This is a genomic window from Rhodococcus sp. NPDC127593, assembly GCF_042671975.1.
Taxonomy (GTDB): Bacteria; Actinomycetota; Actinomycetes; order Mycobacteriales; family Mycobacteriaceae; genus Rhodococcus_F.
Genome location: NZ_JBHXWI010000002.1, coordinates 97,789 through 113,509, shown reverse-complemented (window position 1 = coordinate 113,509; position 15,721 = coordinate 97,789). Strand labels below are relative to the sequence as shown.

The window sequence follows — 15,721 nt, the reverse complement described above, 5'->3', positions numbered from 1 at the left end:
ATGACACGACTGGCGCAGACCGCCGGGCTCACGGATACCCAGGGCGAGATCATCGCAGCGGTACGAGAGTTCGCGAACAAGGCGATCATTCCGCAGGCGCAGGAGCTCGAACATTCCGACACGTACCCGACGGCCATCGTCGAGCAGATGAAGGAGATGGGCCTGTTCGGGCTCACGATCCCCGAGGAGTACGGCGGAATCGGGGAATCCCTCCTCACCTACGCACTGTGCGTCGAGGAGATCGCGCGGGGCTGGATGAGCGTGTCCGGGGTGATCAACACCCATTTCATCGTGGCGCACATGATCGCCAATCACGGCACACCCGAGCAGAAGGCCCACTACCTGCCGCGCATGGCGACCGGTGAACTGCGCGGCGCGTTCTCGATGTCCGAGCCCGAACTGGGTTCCGACGTCGCCGCCATCCGGACCAAGGCGGCCCGGGCAGCGGACGGCAACTACGTGATCGACGGCCAGAAGATGTGGCTCACCAACGGCGGGTCGTCGACGCTGGTGGCGGTGCTGGTCCGCACCGAGGAGGGGGCGGCGAAGCCCCACGACAACCTCACCGCGTTCCTCATCGAGAAGCCCGCCGGGTTCGGCGAGGTGCTGCCCGGGCTGACGATCCCCGGAAAGCTCGACAAGATGGGCTACAAGGGCATCGACACCACCGAGATGGTGTTCAGCGGCTACCGGGCCGCGGCAGACACGATCCTCGGCGGCGACCCGGGCCGCGGCTTCCGGCAGATGATGGACGGCGTCGAGGTCGGCCGCGTCAACGTCGCCGCCCGCGCCTGCGGGATCGCCCAGCGCGCGTTCGAACTCGGCGTGAAGTATGCGAAGACGCGGGAGACGTTCGGCTCGCCGATCGCCGAACACCAGGCGATCGCCTTCCGGATCGCGGAGATGGCGACCAAGGTCGAGGCGGCACACCTGATGATGGTGAATGCGGCGCGGCTCAAGGACTCCGGGGAGCGCAACGACGTCGCGGCCGGGATGGCCAAGTACCTCGCGAGCGAGTTCTGCTCGGAGGTGACGCAGGACAGCTTCCGGATCCACGGCGGTTACGGCTATTCCAAGGAATACGAGATCGAACGCCTCATGCGGGAGGCACCGTTCCTCCTCATCGGCGAGGGCACCAGCGACATTCAGAAGCAGATCATCAGCCGCGGGCTGCTGCGTTCGTACAACTGAGGAAGGAAGAATCAATGACACTTCTCGAGGGACGGGTCGCCGTCGTCACGGGCGCAGCCCAGGGCATCGGTTTCGAGATGGCCCGGAAGTTCGCGAGTGAGGGCGCGTCGGTCGTCCTCGGCGACATGCACGCCGAGAACGTCAAGGCCGCCGCCGGAAAGCTGGAGGCCGACGGCTTCCAGGCCGTCGCCGTCGCCTGCGACGTGACCGATCCGGATCAGATGCAGAACCTGGGAAAGACGGCGCTCGACGCGTTCGGTGCGATGGACGTGTGGGTCAACAACGCCGGCATCACCCGCGACGCGACGATGCGCAAGATGTCGCTCGCCGATTTCCGCTCCGTCATCGACGTGCACCTGCAGGGCGCGTGGCTGGGCACCCAGATCGCATCGATCGCGATGCGGGAGGCCGGCAAGGGTTCGATCGTGAACATCTCGTCGATCTCGGGCAAGGTCGGCATGGTCGGGCAGACCAACTACAGCGCCGCGAAGGCCGGCATGGTGGGCCTGACCAAGGCGGCCGCGAAGGAGGTCGCCCACCTCGGTGTGCGGGTCAACGCGATCCAGCCCGGCGTGGTGAACACCGACATGATCCGCGCCCTGCGCGCCGACATCATCGAGGCGAAGCTCAAGGAGGTCCCGATGGGCCGCGGTGCCGAGCCCGAGGAGATCGCGAACGTCGCGCTGTTCCTCGCGTCCGATCTGTCCAGCTACATGACCGGCACCGTTCTCGAAGTCACCGGCGGACGTCACATCTGACAACCGGCGGATCGACGCGTCGTACGCAGTAGTCTGCACTGGTGGAGTCGCGACACGTCGAGTACTTTCTCGCCACCGTCGACAACGACGGCCTCGCGCTCGCGGCCGAGGCCCTGGGCGTCACCAAGCCGTCGTTGTCGAAGGGGCTGCGCAATCTCGAGCGTGATCTCGGTGTCGAACTGTTCCACCGCGTCGGCCGCGGCCTGGTGCTCAGTGCGGCGGGAAAGGCATTCGTCGGTCCGGCGCGGAAAATCGTGCGAGACCTGGTGGCCGCCGAGAGCTCGCTCGTCGACGTCTCGGGACTGCCGCGCGGCCGACTCGACATCTGCGCGTCGGCGCACGTGGCGGAAGGCCCTGTCACGGAACTGATCGGGTCCTTCCGCAAGCAGTATCCCGGCGTGGTCGTCCGGCTCGCCGACCTGCGACCGGTCGACGTCATCGCGTCGCTGATCCGAGACGGGCACTGCGAGATCGCCTTCAGTCATTTCCCCTTCGCTGCAGCCGGATTGACGACGCGTGCCCTCGGAATTCACGAGTACTGGCTGGTGGTTCCGCGGGACGCCGAAATCGCCTGGCGGGACCCCTTCCCCCTCCACGATCTTCCGGATATTCCCGTGGTGGGGCTGCCCAAGGAGTCGTCGTCGCGCACCGTCATCGAGAAGGCACTGCAGGCCGCAGGGAGCCGGACGGTCATGTCGGCCGTCGTCGAGCAGCGGGAAGCCGTCAGCGCGTTCGTCGTCGAGGGTGTGGGAATGTCGTTCATGGAACGCACCCTTGCGGAACGGGCCGCGGTCGGGGGAGCCCGGATCTGCACCCTCGACCCGCCGATCACCGCCGCGTACGGGGTGATCTACGACGAGGCCCGGCTGTCTCCGGCCGGACGGGCATTCCTCGACACACTCGCGCCGTGAGCGTCGTCGAGTGCGGCGATGAACGCCGCCGCCGCGGGCGGAAGCGGATCCGGTCGATGGACGAGACCGATGGTGCGCACCTCCGGCGGTGCGAGCGAGCGCACCACGACCCCCGGCAGTTCCTGCTCGGCGACGCGCCTCGGGAGCAGGGTCGCCCCCGCGCCCTGCACAACCAGTTCCCACATCGACTGACGATGCGCACACTCGACGGCGATGTTGTTCACCGGCAGTCGTGGACGCGACCCGATCTCGACGATCATCGGAATGTCGGCAAGCAGTTCGACGGGCACCGGATCGGGTAATTCGATCGCCAGATCGGCGTGGAGTGCGAGCACGATCTCCTGTTCCCCCACCATCCGGAACTCGAGACCCTGGTGGTCGACGAGCAGTTCGGTGAGCCCGAGGTCGCACTCTCCCGACCGGACCGCGCGGCCCACGCCGTCGGGAACGTCCGCCGACACCGTGGCCAGGACCACGCGCGGGAACTGCCGATGAAACCGGCCGACGATGCGCGGAAGCGGATCGGCGGCAAGCGAATTGAGAACAGCGATCGTGAGCGTGCCGGACCGCAGTTCCGCGACGTCGTGCACGACGGCCCGCGCCCGCTCCACATCGGCGAGGACCTGCCGCGCCGCATGCGCGAACGATGTGCCCGCCGGGGTGATCCGCAGCTTCCGTCCTCCACGATCGAACAGTTCGACACCCAGATCGCGCTCGAGAGTGCGGATCGCCTGCGACAGCGAGGGCTGCGCGATGAACAGCGCCCGCGCGGCCTCGGTGATGCTGCCGTGATCGGCCACGGCGACGAGGTACTCGGCGTCCCGGATGTCCACCGGTCGAGTCTAGCGGCCATGATGTTCGACGAGACCACGGCCGGTTACCGAGATGCGTGCGCCGCGGTGTACCCGGTCGAGTCGAACGTCGCGCAGGTAGGCGGTGGGGTGTCGGGCGGATCGACTCCGACTCCCACCGCGATGCACTACCCACACGCCGCGCATCCACACCGCTCGCGTTCATCCCATTGGGCTACGGGGGTCGTAGGCGCTTGCCAATTAATAACCGATCCAGCCGATCGTTACTTCGACAGCTGCGGTGAATCGGCGATGATGCGCTTGACCGTCGATGCTGCGGCGGTGAGCTGGTTCAGATCGATGCCGGTGTCGACATCGTGGCTGTGGAAGTGCGCGACCAGTTCCTCGGTGGCGAGGTTGCCGTGTGCGCCCGGCGCAAACGGGCACCCACCGTATCCGCCGACCGCGCTGTCGAAGTGTTCGATGCCCAGGTGGTGTGCTGCGTGCAGGGCGGTGGTGAGCGCTTGACCGTCGGCGTTGTGCAGGTGTAGTCCGATGGTGATGTCGGGCAGTGACTCGCGGACGGCGCCCACCGCGGTGAGCACGTGCTCGGTGGTGGCGGTGCCCAGGGTGTCGGCCAGCCCCAGGGCGCGTATCCCCATGGCCGCGAACTGTTCGGCGACCTCCACCAGGCGCATGGGTGAGATGATGCCCTCGAACGGGCAGACGAACGCGGTGGAAACCCCGCCGAGGAACCGTTGCTCCGGGTAGCTGGCCACCGCCTGGGACAGATCCTCGAGGGCCTGTGCGGCGGACTTGCCGGCGTTGGGTTGGCTGTGCGCGGAACTGGCCGAGGCCGCGATGTGCACGACGTCCACTCCGGCAGCCACAGCACGGTGAATCCCGGTCGCGTTCAACGCTAATGCGCTGACCTGTGTAGTGGCGCGGTAGGGCTGCAACCGGGAGATGAGGGTGTCGGCGTCGGCCATCTGCGGGACGCGGGTGGGCGAGACGAAGGAGACGGCTTCGATCTGCCGGATTCCGGCTGCCACCAGCGCGTCGGCGATGGTGAGTTTGTCGTCGGTGGCGACAAGAACGTCCTCGTCCTGGAGACCGTCGCGTAGGACGACATCGGTGATGGTGACGCGCATGGGAATGCCTTTCCTGGGTGGCCGGGTCAGAGTGAGGTGGGAACGACGATCAGGGCCCAGGCCACCAGTGGGGCGATGAGCACCACCAGACCGCAGTAGGCGAGGACGTTGCGTTGGAACCGTTGGCGGTCTTTGACGTCGGCCTCGGCCACCACGATGGACCCGTTCGTGGCGAAGGGGCTGACGTCGACGACTGTGGACGCGAAGGCCAGCGCGATGATGAATCCCAGCGTGCCCAGTTCCCCTGCGGCGAGCATGGGTGCGGCCAGCGGCAGCGCGATACCCAGGGTGCCGATCGAGGAGCCGACCGCGGAGATGATCGCGACGGCGTACAGCAGGATCAACGCGGCGGCCAAGGGGGAGCCGAGGTGGGTGGCGGCGTCGCCGAGGAAGTCGAGGGTGCCGTTTTGTTTGAGCACCGTCATGTATGTGAGCATGCCGCAGACCAGCACGACCGCCGGCCAGGCCACCTTGTCTTCGATCCGGGGCATCTTTTTCGGGGCCATCAGCAGCAGAACAGTACTGATGCAGATCGAGCTGACGCCGACGTCGACGTTGAAGGCCACCGAACCTACTGCCAGGAGAAGGATTCCGATGAGGGTCGCGGCCCGTTCCCGGTTGAACGGGGTGCGGCCGGTGACGTCGACGTCGACGTCGGGCAGGACGGCGGTCGCGGAGGCGGTGCCAGATCCGGGGACGGCGCCGGGGTTGGGGTGAGGGCGGGTCGGTGAGCTTGCGCCGCCGCCGGTGACGTCGTCACGGTCCTCGGGCAGCTCGTGGAGCAGGTCGCGGCCGTAGATGGCGAACAGGACGGCGAAGAACAGGGCGTTCAGTGCGAAGGGAACGATGAACAGCAGCAGTGGGTTCGCCTGATAGCCGGCGGATTTGATCAATCCGTTGACGAAGGCGCCGTAGATCGTGATAGGTGAGAACGCGCAGCCCAGGGCGCCGTGGTTGATGGCCATGCCCATCAGCAGGGGGTTGATCTTCTTTCTCCCGGCCAGCCGCATCGCGATGGGGGCGAGCATGCCTGCCGCCATTGGTGATCCCAGCGCCATCAGCGTGCCGGAAAGCAGGAACATCATCCACACCAGTGCCCATCGTCGTCCGTGGACCAGTCGGAGGGCCGATTCGACGATGATGTTGATGGTGCCGTTGGCCTTGGCAATGGCGAACAGCAAGGTGATGCCGGCGACGATCAGGAAGATGTCGCCGGGAAAGGCGTCGACGATGTCGTCGATCGGGATCCCCGAGACCCATCCGCCGACGAGGAAGGCGCCGGCGAAGGCGAGGATGCCCATGTTGATCGGCACCTTGGTGGCGATGGTGAAGATCAGTACGAGGGCGAGGATGGAGATGGCATAGACCATGGGACCGTGTTCTTTCCGTGCGGGGGCAGACGGGAAAGGTGCGGCTGCACCAAGGAGCAGGGGCAGAGGCGCGGCGGACGCCGGCGGGTCAGATCACGCCGGCGGTGCGCAGTGTGTGCAGGCGATCGGGCGTCAGACCCAGCATCCGACTCAGCACGGGTTCAGTGTCGGCCCCGAGATCGGGCCCCAACCATCCGACTTTCGTTGCCTGGCCGTCGAACTGAGGTACCACGCCGGGGAAGCGCACCTCCTCGGGTGAGCCGCCTTCGACGTCGACCTTGAACGGCTGGATCATCCCGCGGGCCAGATAGTGCTCGTCGGAGACGATGCGGGCAGCGTCGTAGACGTCGCTGGCCGGGACACCGGCGTCGGACAGTGCGGTGACCACTTCTTTCGTGGATCGGGTCGTCGTCCATGCCACGATCGCCTCATCGAGATCGTCTTCCCTCAGGTAGCGTTTGGTGCCGTCGACCAGGTCTGGATCATTGGCCAGGTCCGGGCGGCCGACGGCGTTCATCAGCCGGGCGAAGACCGCGCTGGCGTTTCCGGCGATCAGAACCGAGCCGTCGGCACACGGGTAGGAGCCGCTGGGCACCACACCGGGCAGATTGCCGGCAGTGCGCTCGCGCACCATTTCGTAGGCGTCGTAGTCGGCGGTCAGCGACTCCATCGCCATGAAGACCGATTCGTAGAGTGCGACATCGGCGACCTTGGGCCGGGGGTGGTCGCCGCTACGAGCTCTGGCCAGAAGCATCATCAACGCGCTGACCGCACCGTAGAGACCGGCGAGGGTGTCGCCCAGCGGTGCCGCCGGACGCACCGGCTCACGGTCGGGATAGCCGGTCACATACCGCAATCCGCCGAACGCCTCAGCGACTCCACCGAATCCGGCGCGCTGCGCATAGGGTCCGTTCTGGCCGTAACCGGAGATCCGGACCAGGACGATGTCCGGGTTAGCTGCCTGCAACTGTTCGGGGCCGATGTTCCAGCGCTCGAGTGTGCCGGGGCGAAAGTTTTCGATCACGACATCGACCTTGGTGGCCAGGTCCAGGACCAACTGCTGGCCCTCGGTGCTCTTCAGATCGAGTGTCACCGAGCGTTTGTTGCGGGCAATGGTGCGATACATCATCGAGGTGGTGCCCCTGCTGCGGCGCCAGCCGCGCAGTTCGTCACCACCGTCGGGACGCTCGATCTTGATGACCTCGGCGCCGAAATCGGCCAGCAGCCGAGTCGCGAAGGGTGCTGCGATGAAGTTACCCAGCTCCAGGACGGTGATGCCGTCGAGCGGACCTGTGGTGGTGTTGTTCATGATGCTCCGATTTCTGTCGGCGATGTGATCAACAGTTGGTTGGCCCATTATGTGGGTCATGCTGGCCCGAATAATGGGGCAACCATAGTGCGCCGGGTCACAGAGCGCAACGGTGTATGCCGACCAGCACGCGTGGAAATGACTAGAAGAGACCCACGCACCGCCGCGAGTGGCGGCCCGGGGGTCAGGCGTCGAGGAGAGACTTTTCGATGCGATGAGCAGCGGCGACTGCCGAGGAACCGAGGCGGGCTCCGGGATCGTCACCGAGCCGATGCAGCGGGCCAGACACGCACACCGACGCGACGATCTCGCCGTGCACTCGTACCGGTGCGCTGACCGAGCCGAGTCCGGGAACCCGCTCGGAGAGCGTCTGCCACCAGCCGCGGCGTCGCGCGGCGGGGTCGTTGTCGAAATCGCCGGCCAGCACGTGACCGCTCGACCCCTCCGCCAGCGGAAATGTGGTGCCGACCGGCATGGTGGCCCGCAGTTCGTTCGACGACTCGACGCTGACAGCGCACAAGCGCAGGTCACCGCGCCTCACCCACAGTTGCGAGGACTCCCCGGTGCTCTCGCTCAGCTCCCGAAGGACCGGCAGGGCGATATCTGTCATACCCGCCGCAGTGAAGCGATACCCGAGCCAATACCGGCCCTCAGCATCTCGACGCAGGTAGCCATAGTGCGCGAGATCGGCCACGAGACGTTGGGTGGTCGACTTCGACAAGCCGACCGTGCGTGCAAGCTCGCTGGTAATCATCGGTCGCAATTCGACAGCATCGATGATGGCGAACGCGCGCGACAAGACACCGACCGCCTTGCGCTGCTCGTCCGCCATTGCCCGTCTCTCCCGAGGAAACCGTGTCCGCGACCGCGAACTGCATGGTTCATGTCCACTGTTTGTGTCAAACGATCCTAGCGTTCGAGCACCCGCAAAACGGCGGTCCACCGGGCGAAACCGATTCGTCTGCCCGCGGCATCTCATGCGTGGTCCGGGCACAATGAGATCAGGCGACCGTCCTTTGGGTACCCGCGCTCGCCGGAGAACCGCGTGCCGCGTGCGTCAACCTCGATGCGCGATCGGCGTGCAGCGTGGGCGGATGGGGTGAGGTGCTCAGCGACACCACCGTCGCCATGCTCATGCGTCCGGCACGAACGGTTTTGTTCGAGCCCGCTCACGAATAGCTAGACCGACTCGACGCTTTCGCGCTCGGCGGCCGCCAGCACGGCTTCGACCACCAGATCGTAGATCGTCCGACGATCGATGCTGGTCAGCTCCGTGATGTGGGCGCGGGCCGTCGGATACTCGCCGTCAGGAAGATGGGCGTAGATGCGCGTCCATGACGCGGCATCCTTCGCCTGGATCTCGGGGTCGAGGGTAGCGAGTACGGCGACCTGCCCGGCGAGCCCGAGCACGGAGTCGGCGAATGCCCGGTAGTACCGGACCGTGGCTTCGCGTGACAGACCCGACCGCGCGAACGTCTCGAGGATCAGCTCGACCATTCGGCGCTCTGCCGGACCGCCCGTCGTGCGGGCGAACGTCAGCGCCGCGATGGCAGGAGAGCGGACCGCGGTCGCCCAGATCCGATCGGCGATGCGCCGCAACGTGTCCTGCCAGTGCTCACTGTCGGGCACCTCCCCGATCTCCTCGAGCTCGACGGCGGTCGCATGGTCGTAGACGGCCAGCAGCAACTCGTCCTTGTCGCGGAACAGCCGGTACAGAGTCGTCGCATCGACCTTCAGCTCCTCGCCGAGGCGACGCATCGTCAGCCCCGCGGCGCCGTCACGCTGAGCGAGTTCGAACGCGGCCTTCACCGCGGCTTCCTGCTGCAGCCCCTTGCGTTCACGCCGCGTCGTCCGCTCCGGCGGCGTGGCGCGGGCGGTGTCCTTCGCCATCCTGCTCCCCTCGATCCCTCGACCGATCCACCGTAGCAATACAGCACCCGCGCATCGCGCTACCCACAAAGTTGTCAACAGCGTTGACAACATCGTGTCACCAGAGTTTAGTGGTCGTCGCCACAGCACTACTTCAAGGAGTTCGCATGACGGAATCGCGGGTCGCGACAGCGACTGACGAACCACAGTTGACGCCGCGACTGACACTTCCGTCAGTGGTGGCGTTCGGGTTGTCCTATATGGCACCGAGCCTGGTCATGATCATTTTCGGCGTCATCGCAGTCGCCAGTGCCGGCACCGCGCCCACGGCATTCCTGGTCGCGACCGGGGCGATGCTGCTCACCGCACTGAGCTACGCACGGCTGGCGCGCATCTACCCGGTCTCGGGTTCGGCCTACTTCTACGCGCGCCGCAACCTCGGCTCGGCGGCCGGGTTCCTGGTCGGTTGGGCGATCCTGTTGGACTACCTGTTCTTGCCGATGGTCGCGTGGCTGGCGCAGTCGATCCTGCTCAACGCACAGTTCCCGACGGTTCCGATCTGGCTGTGGATGTTGATCAACGCCGGCTTGACGACGGCGATCAACGTCATCGGGATCGCACTCGCCGATCGTCTCAACCGGTTGCTACTCGCCGTCTCCACCTTCTTGGTACTGCTCTTCTTCGCGTACTGCATCAAGTTCCTCGTCGGCAATCCGGTCGCCTCGTACAGCGAGCCGTTCTGGAACTCCAGCAGCACGGTCGCCGGCATCTCCGCGGCAGCGGCGATCGCGGCGTACTCGTTTCTCGGTTTCGACGCGGTAACCACACTCGCCGAGGAGACCAAGGACGCCGCGCGAAACATCCCGCGGGCCATCATCTGGATCGTCTCGATCGGCGGCGTCATCTTCTTCGCCGTGGCATATGTAATGCAGCTCGTCCACCCCGGCGACATCTTCGACGATGCGCAGGCCGCGTCGTACACGATGTCGGTGCAGGTCGGTGGTCAGTTCTTCGCCGATTGGACCAACCTCGCGGGAATCATCGCAGGATCGGCCTCCTGCCTGGCCGTCCAGCTCAGCTCGAGCCGTCTACTGTTCATCATGGGCCGCGACGGCGTGCTTCCTCGCCGATTGTTCGGCAAGCTCGACGGCCGTACCCGGACGCCCGTGTTCTGCGTGCTCGTCACGGGCGGCATGTGCTTCGTCGGCATGAACATGCCACTCGAAACCGCCACGGGATTCATCAACTTCGGCGCGTTCACCGCCTTCACCGCGGTCAACCTGTGCGTCATCGTGTATTACTTGCGCAACAACGCGACACGGCAGTTGAGTGCGGTCCGCTTCGTGGTCCTGCCACTCGTCGGCGCCGCCGTCACGCTGTACATGATCACCCAGCTCAGCGAGCATGCACTGATCTCCGGCATCTCCTGGTTGGCAATCGGAATCGTCTACCTCGTCTGGCTCACACGCGGATTCCGCCGGCCGACACCCGAGATGAGCTTCACCCACGAGCAGGCGGTCATCGTCGCCGCCGGACAGAGCAGCGAGGCCGCGAAATGATCGATAACGCAACATCGATTGTCAGCCTTGCGGATTGGCAGAGTTCACCGGCCAACCGGTACACCTTCGGCCGAATGCGGGAGGTCGTGCCGACCGCGCGGGTCGCTGCCGGATCGGCGCCACTACGGCTCGCCGACGGCGACCCGCTCGACCTCGATCTCCCCGTCGGCGCCGAGACCCTCCGTTCCGTGCTCGACCGCACTTACACCGACGGATTCATGGTCCTCCACAACGGCAGCGTGCGCGCCGAACTATACCCCGGAGACCTCGAACCCGGCCGGACGCACATGCTGTTCTCGGTCAGCAAGTCAATCGTCGGAACCGTCGCAGCAAACTTGATCGCAGCCGGCCTGCTGGACCCCGAAGCCGCGCTCACCGACTACATTCCGGAACTCGCGAACTCCGGCTACGCGGGTGCCACCGTGCGCAACCTCCTCGACATGCGTTCCGGCATCCGATTCTCCGAAGAATACCTGGAGCCCGGCGCCGAGGTGCGGTTCCTCGATCAGGCCGTGGGCTGGATTCCGCGCGTCGACGATTGGGTACCGCCGTCGCTCTACCAGTTCCTCCCGATGCTGAAAGCGGCTCGCCCCCACGGTGGCCCGTTCGAATATCGTTCGTGCGAAACGGATGTACTCGGCTGGGTGTGCGAACGCGCCGCCGCCGACCGTATGCCGGAGCTACTGTCGCGGCTCGTGTGGTCGAAGTTCGCCGCCGACGACATGGACGCCGGGGTAGACCGTGCCGGAGCCGTTTTCGCGGACGGAGGCCTCGCCGCGACACTCCGGGACGTTGCGCGATTCGGTGAGATGCTCCGCCGCGGCGGACGCATCGGCGCCGAACAGGTCGTGCCGCTGCACTGGATCGACGACTCCCTGCGCGGCGCTCCCGATTCGCATGAGGCATATTCTCATTCACCGACCGAAACGCCGTTCCCTGGCGGAATGTACCGTAATCAGTTCTGGATTCCCCACCCCGACCGGCGTGTGCAGTTGTGTCTGGGCATCCACGGTCAGTACGTCTACATCGACATCGACCGGGGCGTCGTCGTCGTGAAACTGTCGTCCTGCCCGACACCGGTGAACGACGAACTGGACAACGCCGCATTCGCCGCGGCCGAGGCCGTCGCCGCAGCGTTGGCCTGAACGGTCTGAGCACCCGCCGTCGATCAATACCGCCCGTCCACCGGAACGTCGCCGTCGCACACCGCCGCCGCCGCGAGTTGCCGCCGGAGCCGGTTGAGCGCCGCGTGCTGGAGGAGGAGCACGGCCTCGACGTTCGTCCCGAGGATGCGCGCGACCTCGACGGCAGGGAGGCGGTGCGCGAGCCGGAGTCGCAGCACGGTCCGGTGGCGGTCGGGGAGGGTGTCCATCAGGGTGACGGCCCCGGCTGCCTCCTCGTCGGCGATGGTCACGACAGGCCTTTCTCTCGGATCGCACCACTGTCGCCGACCCGATGTCCCAGGTGGAAGGGACCGGCGTCCCGATCGTCCGGGATCCTGCCGACACGGCTCCGACGGCCCGCCCGACGCTTTACGCTGAACGGCATGGCCGCTCTTCGCGCGGAGTGGATCAGAATCTGGCGCAACCCGGCAGACACGCTTGCGACCGTTGCCTTCAACGCCGTCCTGATGATCGGTGCCTGGTTCCTGCTGCCCCGGAACTGGTTGTTCGAGTGGACCGGACCGTCGGGTTTCGCCCTGGCCCTCGCCGGCTGGATGTACGCCGACGTCACCGCCACCAACGTTCTGGCACCGGACCGAGAACGCGTTCTCGCCGCACTCGACGACGGGGACGCGCTGGGTGCGTTGCTTGCCGCCAAGGCGGTGGCGCTGTGGATGCTGATCGCCCCGATCTGCGCGACCATCGCGATCGTCGTGGGTTTCGCCGAGCAGGACTGGCTGTTCACCGCGGTGGTGGTGGTCGCGGTGGCGCTGTGCCCGTTCGGTGCACTCGCCGGGTCGAGTCTCGTCGGGGTCTATTTTCCGTACCACCAGCGGTCGCTGCGGTGGCGGTGGGAGCAACGCGACCGGTGGCGCACCGTCATAGTCCGGTGGCTGATCCTGCTGGTGGTGCCGTACGGGGTGTTCCCGGCGTTCTCGGTCGCGATCTTCGTCGTCCCGGCTGTGCTGTGGCGCCTCGTGCGACCCGCCGAAGTGCATACGCGGATCGGCACCGCGGATTTCGCACTGTGCGTCGCCCTCGCCGTCGTCATCTCGGCGCTGATGTGGGTGGCGGCGCGTCGAATCGCCTTGTCACGCATACAACGCCACGAACAGTTGGCGGCCTATCTGCGCGATCGGGACAGGGGCTGAGCCGGATCCGTCGCGGGCCCCTGCGTACGTGAGCGCCGACGCGCACCCCCGCACACATCGCCACTCACCTGCGCAGGTGAGTGGCAAAGCGTGCCGGGACACACGATGCCACTCACGTCAGGAGAGATGCTTCGGCTGAGGGGTCGCCTTGTGGAATCGGTCCGATCCGACCTCGTCCTGGCTCGCGCCCGGTGGGCATTCGGCGCTGTATTTGCCGGCGTGTTCCACGGACACGACGACGGACTTCGACGTAGGACAGTTGCTGCCGACCGCCGTGGAATCGAGCGGGACGAGCGGGTTGGTCTCCGGGTAGTAGGCGGCGGCCGAACCCCGGGGCGTGTCGTATTCGACGATCCGGAAATCGTGGGCACAGCGGACGCGGTCGTCGTCTACCCAGTGCGTGAAGAGGTCGACCATGTCGCCGTTGTCGAATCCGAGGGCGGCGATGTCGTCGTGGTGCAGGAAGATCACGCGGCGTCCGCCCTCGATTCCGCGGTAGCGGTCACTGAGCCCGTAGATCGTGGTGTTGAACTGATCGTGACTGCGGATCGTCTGCAGGATCACGTGCCCCGGCGGCACCTGCAGCACCTCGATCGGGGACACCGCGAATTCGGCGCGCCCCGAGTGGGTGGGGAACGTCCGGGAATCGCGCGGCGGATGCGGCAGGACGAACCCGCCCGGCCGGCGGACGTTCACCTCGTACCCCTCACAGCCGGGCACCACCCGCGAGATGTGCAGGCGGATGTTCGCGTAGTCGTCCCGCATCTTCTTCCACTCGAGACCGTAGCGGTCGCCGATCGTGGCCTCGGCGATGCGGGTGACGATGCCGACCTCCGAATCGAGGTGCGGGCTGGCCGGTTTCAACGGACCACGGGACGCGTGGACCGAGCACGTCGAGTCCTCGACCGAGATGAATTGCGGCCCACCGGCCTGGACGTCCTGCTCGGTGCGCCCCTTCGTCGGCAGGATCAGGGCGGTGTCACCGCAGACGAGATGCGAGCGGTTGATCTTCGTCGAGACGTGGACGGTCATCCGCGTCTTGCGGAGTGCGGCGGCGGTGACGTCGGTGTCCGGGGCGGCCTGGACGAAGTTGCCGCCCAGTCCGAGGAAGAAGTGCGCCTTGCCGTCGCGCATGGCCCGGATGGAATCGACGGTGTCGTAGCCGTTCTCGCGGGGTGGGTCGAAGTCGAATTCCTTCGCGAGCGCGTCCAGGAAGTGTCGCGGCGGACGCTCCCAGATCCCCATCGTGCGGTCGCCCTGCACGTTCGAGTGCCCGCGCACCGGCAGCAGCCCGGCACCGGGTTTGCCGATGTTTCCCTGGGCGAGAGCGATATTGGTGACTTCCTTGATGATCGCCACCGAGTTGTGGTGCTGGGTGAGGCCCATCGCCCAGCAGAACACGGTGGCGTCGGAATCTCGCAGCAGCCGGGCCGCGTCGGTGATCTGTTCCCGCGACAGCCCGGACGTGCGGGTGACGACGTCCCAGTCGATGTCGATGACGTGCTGCTTCCACAGCTCGAATCCGATCGTGCGCTGGTCGATGAACTGATGGTCGAGGGCATCCCATTCGACGAGCAGCGAGCCGAACGCCTGGAGCAGGGCCAGGTCGCCGTTCAGCGCGATGGGCAGGTGCATGTCGGACAGGTTCGTGCCCGGACCCACCATGCCGCGGGGCGTCTGCGGATTCTTGAAGTTGACCAGACCCGCCTCGCGGAGCGGGTTGATCGAGAGGATCTTCGCACCGTTCTGCTTGGCCTTCTCCAGCGCCGACAGCATCCGCGGATGGTTGGTCCCCGGATTTTGCCCCTGCAGGACAATGAGTTTCGCCTGATAGACGTCGTCCATCATGACGCTGGCCTTGCCGATGCCGATCGACTCCTGCAGCGCGATGCTGGTCGATTCGTGGCACATGTTGGAACAGTCGGGCAGATTGTTCGTCCCGAACGCGCGGACGAACAGCTGATACGCGAACGCCGCCTCGTTGGACGCCCGGCCGGACGTGTAGAAGATCGCCTCGTCCGGACTGGCCAGAGAATTCAGCTGATCCCCGATCAGCGCGAAGGCCTCGTCCCATTCGATGGGCTCGTAGTGCGTTCCGCCGGGCCGCTTCACCATCGGATGCGTGATCCGGCCCTGCTGCCCCAGCCAGTGCTCGCTGTGGCAGTCGAGCTCGGCGATACTGTGGCGGGCGAAGAATTCGGGTGTCGCGCGGTCGCGGGTGGCTTCCTCGGCGACCGCCTTGGCGCCGTTCTCACAGAACTCCGCGGCGTGGCGGTGGCCCGGGTCGGGATCGGGCCACGCACAGCTCATGCAATCGAACCCCTCGGCCTGGTTCAGTTGCAGCAACGTCTCGGCCGTACGGACCACACCCATGTGCTCGAGCGCGCGCTTCATCGACACCGCGACGGCGGTCGGCCCTGCCGCATGATCCTGCGGGGGCCGGACCTCGAGATCGGCCTCGTCGTAGTCGCGTTCCTCGTCCTTGTGTCGCATCGTTC

Annotated in this window: 14 protein-coding genes; 6 read left to right on the top strand and 8 right to left on the bottom strand. The window is 66.3% G+C overall.

The genetic code is table 11. From position 1 onward, the window contains the following. The 3 genes from ACFVJ3_RS02250 to ACFVJ3_RS02240 are packed head-to-tail and all read left to right on the top strand — an operon-like array spanning position 1 to position 2,860. Complete coding sequence (locus ACFVJ3_RS02250; RefSeq protein WP_378450497.1) at positions 1 to 1,191, top strand: acyl-CoA dehydrogenase family protein; 1,191 nt, start codon at positions 1 to 3, stop codon at positions 1,189 to 1,191. Positions 1,192 to 1,205: 14 nt separating this feature from the next. Continuing rightward, entirely contained in the window at positions 1,206 to 1,949 is a 744-nt protein-coding gene (fabG, locus tag ACFVJ3_RS02245) for a 3-oxoacyl-ACP reductase FabG (protein WP_378450496.1), read from the top strand. A 41-nt stretch (positions 1,950 to 1,990) separates the two neighbouring features. Further along, positions 1,991 to 2,860 (top strand): LysR family transcriptional regulator, encoded by an 870-nt coding sequence (locus ACFVJ3_RS02240; protein WP_378450495.1) that lies wholly within the window; start codon positions 1,991 to 1,993, stop codon positions 2,858 to 2,860. On the opposite strand, the gene ACFVJ3_RS02235 is transcribed toward ACFVJ3_RS02240, so the two are convergent. The 6 genes from ACFVJ3_RS02235 to ACFVJ3_RS02210 all read right to left on the bottom strand — a co-directional run bounded on the left by ACFVJ3_RS02235 (position 2,800) and on the right by ACFVJ3_RS02210 (position 9,371). Continuing rightward, positions 2,800 to 3,693 carry a LysR family transcriptional regulator gene (locus ACFVJ3_RS02235; protein WP_378450494.1) on the bottom strand — a complete coding sequence of 298 codons (894 nt, stop codon included), beginning with the start codon at positions 3,691 to 3,693 and terminating at the stop codon, positions 2,800 to 2,802. The two genes, ACFVJ3_RS02240 and ACFVJ3_RS02235, sit on opposite strands and share 61 nt — an antisense overlap. 242 nt (positions 3,694 to 3,935) lie before the next feature. Then, positions 3,936 to 4,802 (bottom strand): hydroxymethylglutaryl-CoA lyase, encoded by an 867-nt coding sequence (locus ACFVJ3_RS02230; protein ID WP_378450493.1) that lies wholly within the window; start codon positions 4,800 to 4,802, stop codon positions 3,936 to 3,938. 26 nt (positions 4,803 to 4,828) lie between these two features. Next, complete coding sequence (locus ACFVJ3_RS02225) at positions 4,829 to 6,172, bottom strand: SLC13 family permease (protein WP_378450492.1); 1,344 nt, start codon at positions 6,170 to 6,172, stop codon at positions 4,829 to 4,831. Positions 6,173 to 6,260: 88 nt separating this feature from the next. After that, on the bottom strand, positions 6,261 to 7,481 hold the full coding sequence (locus ACFVJ3_RS02220; RefSeq protein WP_378450633.1) for a CaiB/BaiF CoA transferase family protein: 1,221 nt from the start codon (positions 7,479 to 7,481) through the stop codon (positions 6,261 to 6,263). Positions 7,482 to 7,665: 184 nt separating this feature from the next. Beyond that, complete coding sequence (locus ACFVJ3_RS02215; RefSeq protein ID WP_378450491.1) at positions 7,666 to 8,313, bottom strand: IclR family transcriptional regulator; 648 nt, start codon at positions 8,311 to 8,313, stop codon at positions 7,666 to 7,668. A gap of 347 nt (positions 8,314 to 8,660) precedes the next feature. Further along, positions 8,661 to 9,371 (bottom strand): TetR/AcrR family transcriptional regulator, encoded by a 711-nt coding sequence (locus ACFVJ3_RS02210; RefSeq protein WP_378450490.1) that lies wholly within the window; start codon positions 9,369 to 9,371, stop codon positions 8,661 to 8,663. 146 nt (positions 9,372 to 9,517) lie between these two features. On the opposite strand from ACFVJ3_RS02210, the gene ACFVJ3_RS02205 reads away from it, so the two are divergent. Together ACFVJ3_RS02205 and ACFVJ3_RS02200 are read left to right on the top strand one after the other, a co-directional pair. Continuing rightward, complete coding sequence (locus ACFVJ3_RS02205; protein ID WP_378450489.1) at positions 9,518 to 10,909, top strand: APC family permease; 1,392 nt, start codon at positions 9,518 to 9,520, stop codon at positions 10,907 to 10,909. After that, positions 10,906 to 12,054 (top strand): serine hydrolase domain-containing protein, encoded by a 1,149-nt coding sequence (locus ACFVJ3_RS02200; protein ID WP_378450488.1) that lies wholly within the window; start codon positions 10,906 to 10,908, stop codon positions 12,052 to 12,054. The genes ACFVJ3_RS02205 and ACFVJ3_RS02200 overlap by 4 nt, the downstream gene beginning before the upstream one ends. Before the next feature lie 23 nt (positions 12,055 to 12,077). Here the strand turns inward: ACFVJ3_RS02200 and ACFVJ3_RS02195 are convergent, their stop codons facing one another. Further along, positions 12,078 to 12,323, bottom strand: coding sequence for a sigma factor-like helix-turn-helix DNA-binding protein (locus tag ACFVJ3_RS02195; RefSeq protein ID WP_378450487.1), 246 nt, complete (start codon positions 12,321 to 12,323; stop codon positions 12,078 to 12,080). 132 nt (positions 12,324 to 12,455) lie between these two features. On the opposite strand from ACFVJ3_RS02195, the gene ACFVJ3_RS02190 reads away from it, so the two are divergent. After that, positions 12,456 to 13,223, top strand: a complete 768-nt coding sequence (locus tag ACFVJ3_RS02190; RefSeq protein ID WP_378450486.1) for a hypothetical protein — start codon at positions 12,456 to 12,458, stop codon at positions 13,221 to 13,223. A gap of 117 nt (positions 13,224 to 13,340) precedes the next feature. On the opposite strand, the gene ACFVJ3_RS02185 is transcribed toward ACFVJ3_RS02190, so the two are convergent. Further along, entirely contained in the window at positions 13,341 to 15,716 is a 2,376-nt protein-coding gene (locus ACFVJ3_RS02185; RefSeq protein WP_378450485.1) for an FdhF/YdeP family oxidoreductase, read from the bottom strand. Positions 15,717 to 15,721 lie beyond the last annotated feature (5 nt).